The sequence below is a fragment of the Thermoplasmata archaeon genome, assembly GCA_038874435.1.
In the GTDB taxonomy this organism is placed as follows: Archaea; Thermoplasmatota; Thermoplasmata; order Lutacidiplasmatales; family SKW197; genus SKW197.
Window position 1 is genome coordinate 25,606 of record JAVZCK010000002.1, and the last position, 12,924, is coordinate 38,529.

Consider the following 12,924-nt stretch of genomic DNA (forward strand, 5'->3'; position numbering starts at 1 on the left):
TCACATCAGACCTGCATTTCTGTAGCACTGGGCTGCCTCTCCTTGTCTCCCAGTTCTCGCAAGCAGATCGCCTTTGTTTAGGTAAGCAGAACGATAGCCAGGCCTTAATTTTATTGCCATATCATAGCATCGCTCTGCCTCCTTGAATGCACCAATCCTCTCATTCGCAACGCCTAGATTGTTCCAGGCAACCTCATACCTTGGATTAATGTTCACAGCCTCGTGGTAGCATTTTATTGCTTCTGAAAAATTCCCCATTTTGAAGTAAATATCGCCCTTGTTAGTCCATGCCACTTCATTTCTCGAATCAAGCTGGATTGCCCGATCGAAGCAGGCAAGTGCTTCACTATACTTTCCAAGTTTTTTGTAGGCAACTCCCTTGTTGGTCCATGCCACGGTTAGATTAACACCGAGCTTTATTGCTCTATCATAGTGCTGGATTGCTTCCCAGTATCGTCTCTGCTGCAGCAGTTTATCCCCAGCAATAATTTCATTGCTCGTTCGGTTCAGAATCACAAATACTACAGCGGAAAGCATAACTCCCACTGATAAAAGCACAGTAAAGCCAATCCAAAATAGGTCTGTGAGTTCCCAGAGCCGGAACCCAATGAAAATAGCGAGAAGAATGCAAAGCGAAACCACAATGAGAATGTCAACAAAGTGCTTTGCCACGAAAGACACCCTCACTGTCTCCTCGTAAATTTTAGGTGGGGCTTCGGTTCTTGCTTTCTGTGTCGATGGATAAACATGGGGGGTTCTTGCTGGTGGCTGTGGAGTTTGTGCAGGTCTTGTTTCTACTGGTTCTGGGGGCGGTGCAGGAGGTATCACTTGCGAGGGGTGTGGTGGTTTTCCAGTTGGTTGTGTGGGTCTCGGTGGTTGCAATTCTGGTTTCGGAGCTGATGCCGGAGCGGGCATCGGAGGAGGAGAAGGTGCCTGTTCCTCTTCAAACTCAGCATGGCACTTCGGGCACTTAGTGGCTGTGCCAGGTAGGAGAGTGTTACATATGGGACAGTTAAAGGCATTCGCCTCGTATTTGAAAAGGGTGCCACATTTCGGGCATCCTGTTGCAGCAGCAGGCACTTTAGCATTGCATGTGGGACATCTGAATGTGCGTTCCTCAACTTCTGGCGTAGGTTTTTCCTTTGGTCCAGGCACTGGGATCTCAAGTTCCCTTTTTCTTGTTGGTGCTGAGATTGGTTTCTCTTCTTTCTTTTCAATGGGTGGGGCTTCCTTCTTAACCAGGATTGACTTCACAAGGGCATCAATTTCGGTATCTGTTTTACCGCCACTTTCTGATGCTAGCACAGAACTGAGTCGTATATTGCATCCACTGCATACATCTGCATCATCTGGATTCTCAGTTCCGCAAACAGGACAGACCTTAACCATTATTTACACCCTCGTTGATTTCATGGAGTAATGTCAAAGGGGATATTTAATTATTCTGTGTTTTTGTGTCCGAGGAGTTGAATAACTATCATGTAAATATTAACAGGCGATGAAGAATTATCACAGCGAATATCTCTGAGATTGTGATCAGGGAAAACAGTACATGTCTGAGGAAAAATTTGGGTGTTTTCTTTATGGGTGTGGTTTCAGCATGAATTACCCAGTTCCTCTGATTTCCTGCACCCCAGATAGAAAATTTTTTCTTTCCTTTCTCAGATGGATATTCTACAATGCATTCTGTCACTGGAAACACAAATGCTTTGTGTGCATTAAGCACCACTTTTCCTTTTTTCCTCGCAACCCAATTTTCGTAGTCAGATCTGAGCTTTTTCAGCATTTCTTTAATTGTAGGTGGTTTTGCGACTTTGTCTTCGTCTTTAAATTCCAGTGTATCGATTTTCTCAAACTCCTCTTCGTTGATTGTAAGCAGTTCCTTGGCAGAAGGTGTTGCATAGCATTTTTCAGGTAGCACCTTTCCATAACCAGTTTCATGTTTGTATTCCCAGATTTTTCTTTTCAACACTCGGAGTTTGCCATGACCACCACACTCTTGGCAGGTAACTTTTCCTTTTCCATGACATCTATTGCATGGAGTTGTGGACAGTCCTGAACCCTTGCAGGTTGGACAGGTGTATGACTCAATCTCAATTTTAGTTGTGTCCATTCGCCCAGCGCTAGAGCCAATTGTCACAGCATGGGGTGATTTGACTTCTCCATACACAGTTCCATCTGCATGTCTTAATTTTCTAACTTCCGTATAAATCTCTGCCCTAATTGGACCGCCAGATTTGACGCCTTCCCGTGATTTTACAACGCCCCTTTGCTTGTAGCCCCTGCCTCCACAATTACTACATTTCTCTTTCCCGCTTCCATTGCATTTTGGGCAGGTTACCTCACCTGTGCCTTTGCAAGTGCTACATTCTTTCTCGTATTGGTCGTATGGATAAATCTGGGTCTCGTTTCTAAAACTTGTTGGGGGTTTGGGTTTAGGGTCTGGATCAAGTTGATAGGGTTCATTTATCTTCTTTACAATCTTATCCTCACTAAAATATTCTACTTCCTCCTCCGCCTCATAAAATCCACCGTAAAATTTATTTGAATATAGATACTTAAACGATTTAAGTAAACTCTCAGGCATAAACAATTCAGCTTCCTTCATCGCAGTCAAATTATTTCGCCACTTTTTGAATATTCTCTCACCTTCCACATGTTTCAAACTTGATGTGTTGGATTCGGGGTCTCCATATTTTTTATATAGACCTGATGCCGCCATTGACTGATACCTTTTCTGGGTTTCTACAGTTGCTGCTTTCCATACATTGATTGTGAAAGAGAATGCAATGGCTGTTGTGGAGATGCTGAGAAGTAAGAATGAGTAATTTCCGAACCAACCTATCTCATAGACAAGAACAGATGCAATGCACATAAACAGGAGCCCAACAAATGAATTTGTAAAAATATGCTCACCATCTCTTGCCATCCTCAAAATTGCTGAGACCACGAAAATAACCCCGGTTATTGCAGAAATAACTAAAAACAGCAATGCGTAGTTGTTCTGCGATACCTCACCTCCATTCATGAACATGGAAAGTGAGAGGAAAATTATGCTCCCGAAAAGCGACAGCATACCGAATCCTCTCTTATTCTGCATTGACCACATTGTGCCCAGGAACGCGAGCACACAGCCAGCACCTGCAAAAATCAACATGAGCCAAGGAGCCATGGGGGACATAATCTCTATGCTCTCTCTTATGAATATTCCAGCAATGCACAACAGCACAATCCCAGCTGCAATCCCTCCAGCTCCAGTTCTAAGATTTCTAGAACTTTTTTTGGAGAGAATGTAGCCACTGGAAATCAGTAGAACAATTCCGAAGATAGATGAAAAAATTGTAACGATGGGTTTTAGAGCGTCTCCAACCGTGGGAACTGAGAGCATTACCCAGACAGCAAGTGCTATGAAAATTATACCAAGGATTGGAACTGCAAATCTTGCCTTGCTTCCCCTTTCTTTCCCTACATTTGAGAATACGCCATAACCAAGGAGGGCAATTCCGAGAAAGAGAGCGATAAGTGAGGCAGGAACACAGAGTCCTTCTCCCAGCTCCTCAAAGAAAGTGACTTCTTCGGTCGGAATCTGTGTATAGCCATATACTCCGTTGTATTCTGCGTTAATGTAGAGCGAGACATCTTCAGAAGCATAATCAATCACCACACCTCTGAATTCTGCAATACCTTCTTGGTTGGTGGTGCCATTTGCTACAGTTTCCCCCGGTCTTTGCTGATATGAATTGCTGATGTAAAGTAATACAGTTGCGTTTGATACAGGATTCCCATAAGCATCTTTGACTTTCACGGTTATGTCTGTTGGCCTATCCACTTTGATTTTAGCAATAGAGACCTCAACAGTCAGCTGGGATGTAGCCATAATTGTGCTTTCGGTCTCATTGTTGCTGCCGCAGACGGTATTCTGACTTATAAAAATAGTTGGACAAAGCAAAAAACACATAACTAAAACAATAGCCAGTGTTTTTCCCATTAATGTATTTTTCCGCATGCCCATACCTCTATTCATGATTTAATGACACAAAATCTAGCGTTTGTGCCATACCTGAAAAATACATTTCAGGTGTTTGTTGCCCGCATTCTATCATTGATATTAAGATTTTCTATAGGTGCAGATTTGTGGCACCACTACCCATATTGCACTGCTATTAGATGACATAATATCCGAGGAATAGATAGGAAGATAATACTCTCAAAGACAACTGATATATAGGTCGTTCCAATCTACCTATCGGTAACGGGTGAAAGCCATGAGTTTGGAGAGGATGAATAAGGATTTGGGGCAGAGACATGGGAAGAAGTTGACCGTTTGTGTCCTTGCTGTGCTTGTCCTCAATGTTGTGGCTTGTCTCACATGGGAGAGCAGAGTTGTAAGTGCAGAGGAGAAAATTGAGGCGTGCGCCGTAGCGATGAAGGGCACGATTAGAGGAATAATACACATAGAGAGCAACAGCCAGTTTACAGCGGCAAACGGTGTTGTCGGCGGTTCAGGTACCGAGAATGACCCTTACATTATAGGGGGCTGGGTAATAGACGCCAATGGCAACACTTATTGCATCTGGATTGAGAACACTGATGCTTACTTTGTAATTAAGAACTGTAATGTATACAATGCAACAGATTTTGGCAGTATGCCTCCTTCTGGTTCAGGGATTGCGCTTAAGAATGTGACACATGGAAGAATAGAAAATAACACCTGCAATCGCACAAATATAGGAATATATCTGTATGGGTCCTCTAAATACAACCTCATTGCAAACAATAATGTTTATGACAATTTTCGGAGCATCTATTTGTCGTTCTCAAGCAACAACACTATATTAGGTAACAATCTCACACACAATAATGAGGGCATCGACTTACAGTTTTCCAGCAGCAACAGTATATCTTACAACAATGTTTCTGACAACTCAGGTGCAGGTATATCCATAGGTTCCTCAAGCAACGATAACAACATAACGCACAACAATGTTTCCAGTAATTCTCAGGGAGGCATTTCTTTGTGGTCATCAAACAACAATAATATTGCAGAAAACTATATTTCTGGAAATGCAAAATATGCTATTTATTTGGAGTCCTCAACTGATACAAACATAACAAATAACATCATGTATGATAACTGGATTGCGATAGAGGGGAAGGCGCTTGCACACTGGAATACTCATAACATAGACACAACAAATTTAGTGAACGGTAAACCTGTGTACTACTACAAGAACCGCAATGGCGAAACTGTTCCATCTGATGCTGGGCAGGTAATTCTTGCGAATTCAACCAACATTATTATTAATGGGTTAAGTATGTCTAATGCCCCTACAGGGATTCAACTTGGTTTTTCAGATTATAATACCATCACTAGAAACAATATTTCAGGCGTTGATAGAACTGGTATTTTCCTGTATTCCTCCAATAATAACAACATAACGCAAAATAATCTTTTCAATTGTTATCCAAGAGGCATTTTTTTGGAACTCTCAAACGGCAATCACATCGAAAATAACAATCTCTCAGGTAACATGTCCCAGGGTATGGGTATCTTCATACATCTTTCCAATAACAACAAAATCACAAACAACACCGTCTCTGGCAATTGTGAGAGTATTTATCTGTTGGAATCAAGTGAGAATATCATCACAAACAACACTGTTTATAATAACACATATGGCATTGCACTATACAATTCAGGTAATAACAAAATCACAAACAACAACGTCTCAGGAAACAGTGATGGCATATATTTATATTCTTCAAGCAACAACAACATTACAGGCAATAATGCATCCAATAGCTTCTGGTACAGCATATCCTTGGATACTTCAGATAACAACATCATTGCAAACAACAACGCCTCCAGCAACTCCTGGTATGGTGGCATCTTTTTGATGCTCTCAAGCAGAAATCTCCTCACAAACAACACAATGGAAAACAATGGCATCGTAATAATGGGCTCTGACACTTCACACTGGACTACACAGAGTATAGATACAACAAATCTGGTGAATGGGAAACCTGTGTACTATTACAGAAACCACAATGGAGGAACTGTTCCCTCTGATGCCGGGCAGGTGATTCTTGCAAACTGCAATGCCATGACGGTAGCAAATCTAAATATTTCCAATACCACCTATGGGATTCAACTCGTTCACTCATCCAATATAACAATTCAGAATAGTAAAATTGTGAGCCACATGTATGGTATCTGGCTGAAGGCCTCATGTGACAATAGGATTGTGAGCAACGATGTTTCTATTAGCAACTTTGGCAGTGAGTGGTGGTATCGGTTAGGAATCGTTTTAGAGTTTTCAGATAACAACAACCTCTCATACAACTATATTCATGGTCACGCTAAAAATGGCATCTATTTGACCTCATCTGGATTTGCAACACTCACAAACAACAGTATGGACAACAATGGAATTGTAATAACGGGTGTTAACCTCACAGATTGGAATACCCACAATATAGATACATCAAATTTAGTGAATGGAAAACCAGTGTACTATTACAAGAATCAAAATGGTGGAAGGGTTCCAGCTGATGCTGGGCAGGTGATTCTTGCGAATTCAACAAATATGTTTGTCTATGGCTTAAGTATACACAATACTTCCTATGGGATTCAGCTAGGTTTCTCAGATAACAATAACATCCTGAACAACAATATATCAGATAATACTGGACACGGTATTTGTCTGGCATCCTCAAACAACAACACCATTACATATAACTGGCTCTGCAACAACACTAATTATGGAGTGGCTGTTATCTCTCCATCCACAAGCAACAAAATCCATCATAACAACTTCATTGGCAACGGGGCTACCGCCCTACGGTACCTGTGTCAAGGGGTATCTAATGATACCCGGAACGGTGCAGAGAAAGGGGTCTCTGGTAACTCACAGGCATACGATGATGTTGGTGGGAACTACTGGTATGACAACACATCTCAGGAAGGGAATTACTGGAGTAACTGGGATGGGAATGATTGGGGTACCGAGAATGCCTATCGCATAGGTTATTGTGGAAGCGTGAGTGACTGGTATCCATTGTCTACACCGGTTTCTTTACAGGCATTGAGGGTTGAATTGAATCTCAGCAAGATAGAACTCCATGCCGGAGAAAATGCAAACTTTACTGTAAGGGTTTATGACGATGGTAATACACCACTTCCGAATGCGACTGTAACCATTGAACTTTCAAACAATTCCATCGGTACTCTTAACACTACAACGAAGCTGACTGATGCTGATGGCAAAGCTGTGTTTGAATTCACTGCTAGCACAAATGTTACCACCACCACAATAGTGAAAATTACGGCGACAGCAACAAAGACAGGATATGTTTATGTCACAAATAGTGCGAACCTGACAATAAAATCCCCGGAACCACTTAAAGTTACCATAAGTGTGAGCAAGGATCAGATTGACCCAGGCAACAGTGTAAAATTTTCTGTGATGGTCTATGACTATAAAAATGCACCTGTTTCAAATGCGACTGTAACCATTGAACTTTCAAACAATTCCATCGGTACTCTCAACACTACAACAAAGCTGACTGATGCTGATGGCAGAGCTGTATTTGAATTTACTGCCAGCACAAATATTAGTGCTACCACAATAGTCACAATCACAGCGATGGCAGTGAAGGCAGGGTATGTAAATGCAACAGGCAGTGCAAACCTCACTGTGAAGCTCACTGAAACAAAACCGGAAACGCCCAAAACCCCTGGTTTTGATTTCTATATTCCTATTTTGATGATAGTGGTAGTTGCGGGCGTTGTTCTCTATACACATAATATGGGAACAGGAAGAGGGAGGTCCAAGATAATCGAATGAAAATTCTTGACTTTCCACACAAGCAATCTCACAAAACTCTCAAATCCACAACACCATGCACCGTTTTTGGAGCATAGGATTTCACAACTCTTGCCAGAATAACCTCAAATCTCGGAACATTGGCTTTGATTCTTTCCAGCATTTCCTCAGGAAATCGCTCTGATTTTACAACATCGTGGTAATGGATTATCCCCTTTCCCTCTTTCAGGCAACGAAGAGCATGGGGAAGGAATTTATGAGTTTCTTTTAGATAACCCATGAGCACTCTGTCTGCAACATTTGCTGGAGCCACATCTCTGCAATCACCCAGCAATGGAATCACTTTTTTCTCAACCTTATTCTGCTTTATGTTCTCGCACAGAAACTCAAATGCTTCTGGGTTTTTTTCACATGCGTAAATTTTTGCCACACCTGTTTTCATTGCAATGGGAATTGAAAAGTAACCGATGCCCGCAAACATGTCCACAATTACTTCTCCCGGCTGCACCACACTAATCAATCTTCCTCGCTCAAAAATGTTACCAGAGGAGTACATCTGCTTAAGAACATCAAACTTAAACCGAACACCTGCCTCTTTGTGCAGTGTCACGGTTTCTGTGCCGTAAATTACTTCAAAACCTGGCTTCCGGAATTCTCCATAAATTCCACACCTATCTGCAACCACGGTTTTTGCCCCCAGCACCTCCGCATAAACTTTTCCAATCTCCTCCTTTTTAGCATTGAGACATTCTGGTATTTTAAGCACAACCACATTCCCAAATTTCTCCCATTTATGGGGCAGTTTTTCTTTCTCTATGTCAAGTTTCTTTGCGATTTCGTTGAAGGGCACGAATTTTTCCCGTTCCATGCAATTCATTTCCACAGTTTCCAGCTCTGGTACCGCACAAACTACTGGAAAATAGACAAACCAGGTATCTCTCTCCACCTTCTTTGACTTATCCAGATACCCGTGTTTAACCAGAAAATCCAGCACATTCTCTGCCTTTTCTTTTGACACTTTCACGCACAATACTTTCATGCCTTTTCCCTTAGCTTTCTAAGCCCTGTGTTAATGCAGGCATTTACTACAAATTCCACATCACCAGTGCCACTCACACCTGCAGCCCCTGGGTGTCCCCCACTTTCCAGATGCATGTCCGAAGCCACTTCGCTGAAAATCTCGGTCAAAGAAATCCCAAGTTTTGTCGCATTATTGCTCAATCTCCCGCTTATTCTGAACTCTTTCTCCTTCTGGGAACCAACAAATGCAATGTCCACGCCTGCATTTACAAGAGCAGTGCAGACCACTGCCTCGTGGGCACTCACAATTGAGCCAGCAACCAAAAACTCTTTGTAGTGCTGGTATTTGAGACGGGAAAAACCCTTGAGGATGCTTATTCTCTGCGAGAGGTCCTGGTTTTTTTCGCTAAGAATCTCAAAGACATCCTGGATTCGAACACCATGTTCGAGTAGCTCAGCTGCTGTTCTGAAGGCATGCGGCTTTGCAATGGCAAACTGAGCAGTGTCGGAGGCAATTCCAAATAAAATAGCTTTTGCAATTTCTGGGGTGATTCGAACTCCAATCTCTCTGAGCATTTCGTACACAACTTCTGCAGTGGAGCTTTTGCTCGGGTCTGCGTAATATGGAAGGTATTCCCAATCGGAGCAATAACTATGATGGTCAAGCACCATCGCATTCTCCAGCTTCCCAGCAATTTCACCGAGCATATAGGGGGCAGCAGCATCTAGAACAAGAAAAAAATCAAAATCATCAATGCATGGGGCTGTGAGGTAGTTTACACCCATAGCTGAAAATATTTTCTTTGCAGTTCTTGTCGGGTTGTCAGGAATGCCTATCTCAAAAAATGGGAAGGCAAGTTTGATTGCGATTGCACTTCCAGCAGCATCGCCATCAGCCAGGCAGTGAGTGAGCACAAGGCCTTTTCTTACATTCTGAATTCTTTTCTGGAATTCTGCGCAAAAATTCTGAAGAGTCATCATGTCTTCTGAAATGCCTGTAAACTCTCTGCAAGTTGCTTCTGCAAGCTCTCATATTTTTCTTTGAGCCGTTCTTCCTGTTTTTTTATGCTGGTGAGCTTTAGGTTGATACTCTCTTTTGTATTATTGAGCTCGTCCACAATTTCTGTCTTGCTGTTTGCCTTTATGAGCAAAGAACCGATACTCTTGTATATTGGTGTGTCTTCTTTTGCATCCTTCAGGGTTTCAAGTGCCTGGTCTATCTCTCTCATTTGAAGCTCAAAATTAAACTTCTGCTGGAGCAGCACCTGTAGTTGCTGTTCAACCTGTCTATACTGGATTATCTGGTTCTGAATTTCAGGTGGCAGTTCTCTTTCACCTATCATGTTTTCACCTTAGGTTTGCATAATTCCAATGGGTATTTAACTCTTTATTTCTCGAATTTTTCACCACACTTCCAGCATTTCTCAGCCCCCTCGTCAACAACGGCACCGCAGCTGGAACATTTGAGGGTCTTTTTCTTCTCAAGTTCCTCAATTTGTTTACTTTCTGCCTCCTTCTGGGCTTCCATTTCCTTCAGAATCGCCTCTCTTCTCTGTTTTGCCTTTCCAAACCACCAGTACATGCTTACAAGAAGGTAGTAGCCAACGCCAAGCATCAACATCGTGTTAAGTAAATAGACACCTATGAATGAGAAGAGCATTTCATTGTAGTCCATCGTGACGGGCCCTACTCTTATCATTTGCTGTCCTCCCCTTGTCACATTGAGCCAGGCAATAGAACCATTCTGGTAGTTGCGGTGAATTGAGAAGGTGTAATACCATATCATTGATTTTTCCACACTGGTGTTGTAGTAGTATTTAGCGGTTGTGTTATCTTCATAGTATTTTGTCATCTCTTCCATCGGGTCATCCAGAATGTAAAGGTCTTTGGAACGAATTAAGTAAACCGTATCGTAGGTATTGTTCTCTTTTTTAATCTCAACAGTGAAATTGAATGTTTCCCCACCTTTTCCTTTATAGGGAGAAACAGTGCCATTTGAAAAATGTCCTGCCTCATCGCTGAGCGTGGCATCTTGGCCTGTTTGCACATAGTTTGTCTGATAAGCGGCAACAATTATTGCAGTGCCAATTATTACAGGCAGACCAAAACCAAGCAGGAACTTTATGTTTTTCCAGCCAAGAAGCACTGGAATTCCGAATGTGAAGAGAACGCCAGCGATAGGAACAAGGCAGGTGGCTGTGATGTATGCAGCTACATTGAGTAGAATCACGAGAATAACTGCGAGGATTCGTGCGAGAATGCTTTTCTCCACCACCTTTTTCAAGTTCCCGAGTTCCAATTTCATGCCTAAAGCGAATAAACAGGGGAATAAATAGGTTTGGATGCATTGTATGTGGTACTAATGTCGTGGGACCCAGACACCATCAAGACAAACGATCAAATCGTAAGCTATATTTCTCTAATTCCGAGGAAAGTTTTATCTATAGCGAACCGCTACCTGGAATTGATGGAAGAGATTGGTATCGTTGTGGGCAACACTGAACCAACTCAGTTTGACTGTTTGCTTTCAAAAGTCGCTGAGAAAACAGAATATGTAGAAATCAATCACGAAAAATGCGGTGTTGTTCTTGGTCAAATCGATAATGTAGAAATCAAAACAAAGGGAGAGACAAAAGACCAATATGGGGAGTTTTTAAATTCAGAGTATAAGGCAATAGCTAAGATTAAGGTCATTGGTTATAGGGACGAACGAAATTTGCTTCAAGTTCCCCATACTCCAATCCTACCTGGCTCTCCTGTATTCCGTGCCTCTGAGGAAACGATTCGGGAAGTGCTCGGGCTTGGTAGAGAAACCAGAACTGGAGCATATGTGGGTTTGCTTAGGGGACATGATATAGAGGTTTACCTAGACATAAACGACATGGTGCAGAAGCACATTTCAGTGCTGGCAAAAACAGGAGGAGGTAAAAGTTACCTTGTGGGGGTGTTGCTGGAAGAGTTCATGAAGCATGATGTTACCTGCGTTATTATTGATCCTCATGGAGAGTACCCTTCAATGAGAGAAGCGGGTAAGCTGCCAGAGACGAAGAGGAATTTCCATGTTTCCCCGAGAGGTTACAGTTCGAAAATCCAAGAATTTTCGCCCGACATCAAAACAAACCCTGCCGCGAAACCCCTCAGATTCACACTATCTAGCATGGACGCAAGGGACATCATTGCTCTCACCACAATAAAGAATGTGCGTCAGTATCTCACTCACCTCAGGAAGGCAATAGATACGCTTAGGCAAACAAAGGGAAGATATACGATAGATGAGATAATCTCAATTTTAGAGACAGAGCAAGAATATGTCGTTGGCACATTGATAAATGAGCTTGAGTATCTTAAGGATGTGGAAATTTTTGCAGAAGTCGGCACGCATGTGAATGAGATTGTTGTGAAAGGCAAAACCTCTATCATAAATCTTCGTGGCACACCTCCCGATATTCAGGAGTTAATTGTAACAAGGCTTTGCAATGCTCTTTTTGAGCTTAGGAAGATAAATAAGATCCCACCACTTATGCTTGTAGTTGAAGAGGCACACAACTTCTGTCCTCAGCAGGGACAGGCAGCGAGTTCTAAGATTCTCAGAACAATTGCCTCAGAAGGCAGAAAATTCGGGCTTGGGCTCTGTATCATAAGTCAGCGTCCAGCGAAAGTTGATAAAAATGTGCTAAGCCAGTGCAACACCCAGATTATTCTAAAAATTACAAATCCAAATGACTTGAAGGCGGTTTGTGCGTCAGTAGAAGGCATTACCTCAGGAACAATGGACGAAATCCAGTCCCTCCCTATTGGCACTGCTCTCATAACCTCACCCTCTCTCCCTATGCCCGTATTCGTTGATATCAGGCCTCGTGAATCGAAACACGGTGGAGAGGCAGTAAAAATAATTGAGTAATAGTCGGTAAAAATAATGAAGTGTTCCAAATTGTTCCAAAAACGCTCTCTTAACGATGTAGTGAGGTTAATGTCCGCAAGGAGGTGCTCTAACTCTATAAAAATGTTAACTCAAGCCCGTAGTTAAAAATTGGTACCTACCCGGTAACTACCCGGTGAAGTTTATATTTCTAGAGAT

The 12,924-nt window shown here is 42.3% G+C and carries 8 protein-coding genes; 2 read left to right on the forward strand and 6 right to left on the reverse strand.

Annotated features, from left to right (window positions below; translation table 11 throughout):
• Together QXD64_01060 and QXD64_01065 are read right to left on the reverse strand one after the other, a co-directional pair.
• Nucleotides 1-1,389 carry a tetratricopeptide repeat protein gene (locus QXD64_01060; protein ID MEM3395904.1) on the reverse strand — a complete coding sequence of 463 codons (1,389 nt, stop codon included), beginning with the start codon at nucleotides 1,387-1,389 and terminating at the stop codon, nucleotides 1-3.
• Nucleotides 1,390-1,477: 88 nt separating this feature from the next.
• Complete coding sequence (locus tag QXD64_01065; protein MEM3395905.1) at nucleotides 1,478-4,006, reverse strand: hypothetical protein; 2,529 nt, start codon at nucleotides 4,004-4,006, stop codon at nucleotides 1,478-1,480.
• Between the two features lie 259 nt (nucleotides 4,007-4,265).
• On the opposite strand from QXD64_01065, the gene QXD64_01070 reads away from it, so the two are divergent.
• Nucleotides 4,266-7,847, forward strand: coding sequence for a NosD domain-containing protein (locus QXD64_01070; protein ID MEM3395906.1), 3,582 nt, complete (start codon nucleotides 4,266-4,268; stop codon nucleotides 7,845-7,847).
• A 28-nt stretch (nucleotides 7,848-7,875) separates the two neighbouring features.
• Here the strand turns inward: QXD64_01070 and QXD64_01075 are convergent, their stop codons facing one another.
• From QXD64_01075 to QXD64_01090, 4 genes are read right to left on the reverse strand one after another with little or no spacing between them, the layout of a single operon-like run.
• A complete protein-coding gene (locus tag QXD64_01075) occupies nucleotides 7,876-8,865 on the reverse strand; it encodes a class I SAM-dependent methyltransferase family protein (GenBank protein MEM3395907.1) in 990 nt (329 codons plus the stop codon).
• On the reverse strand, nucleotides 8,862-9,824 hold the full coding sequence (locus QXD64_01080) for a DHH family phosphoesterase (protein ID MEM3395908.1): 963 nt from the start codon (nucleotides 9,822-9,824) through the stop codon (nucleotides 8,862-8,864). The genes QXD64_01075 and QXD64_01080 overlap by 4 nt, the downstream gene beginning before the upstream one ends.
• A complete protein-coding gene (locus QXD64_01085; GenBank protein ID MEM3395909.1) occupies nucleotides 9,824-10,189 on the reverse strand; it encodes a prefoldin subunit beta in 366 nt (121 codons plus the stop codon). Before QXD64_01085 ends, QXD64_01080 begins: the two co-directional genes overlap by 1 nt.
• A 44-nt stretch (nucleotides 10,190-10,233) precedes the next feature.
• The gene (locus QXD64_01090; GenBank protein MEM3395910.1) at nucleotides 10,234-11,151 is read right to left on the reverse strand and encodes a zinc ribbon domain-containing protein; all 918 of its coding nucleotides are present in this window, start codon (nucleotides 11,149-11,151) and stop codon (nucleotides 10,234-10,236) included.
• Nucleotides 11,152-11,313: 162 nt separating this feature from the next.
• Here QXD64_01090 and QXD64_01095 point away from each other — a divergent pair, with 162 nt between their 5' ends.
• Nucleotides 11,314-12,747 carry an ATP-binding protein gene (locus QXD64_01095; GenBank protein ID MEM3395911.1) on the forward strand — a complete coding sequence of 478 codons (1,434 nt, stop codon included), beginning with the start codon at nucleotides 11,314-11,316 and terminating at the stop codon, nucleotides 12,745-12,747.
• The last annotated feature ends 177 nt before the right edge of the window (nucleotides 12,748-12,924 follow it).

Bases quoted from the DNA above. Each gene is read 5' to 3' on its own strand.
- QXD64_01090 (MEM3395910.1), bottom strand. From the start codon at position 11,151: ATGAAATTGGAACTCGGGAACTTGAAAAAGGTGGTGGAGAAAAGCATT.
- QXD64_01085 (MEM3395909.1), bottom strand. From the start codon at position 10,189: ATGATAGGTGAAAGAGAACTGCCACCTGAAATTCAGAACCAGATAATC.
- QXD64_01070 (MEM3395906.1), top strand. From the start codon at position 4,266: ATGAGTTTGGAGAGGATGAATAAGGATTTGGGGCAGAGACATGGGAAG.
- QXD64_01065 (MEM3395905.1), bottom strand. From the start codon at position 4,006: ATGCGGAAAAATACATTAATGGGAAAAACACTGGCTATTGTTTTAGTT.
- QXD64_01060 (MEM3395904.1), bottom strand. From the start codon at position 1,389: ATGGTTAAGGTCTGTCCTGTTTGCGGAACTGAGAATCCAGATGATGCA.
- QXD64_01080 (MEM3395908.1), bottom strand. From the start codon at position 9,824: ATGACTCTTCAGAATTTTTGCGCAGAATTCCAGAAAAGAATTCAGAAT.
- QXD64_01075 (MEM3395907.1), bottom strand. From the start codon at position 8,865: ATGAAAGTATTGTGCGTGAAAGTGTCAAAAGAAAAGGCAGAGAATGTG.
- QXD64_01095 (MEM3395911.1), top strand. From the start codon at position 11,314: ATGGAAGAGATTGGTATCGTTGTGGGCAACACTGAACCAACTCAGTTT.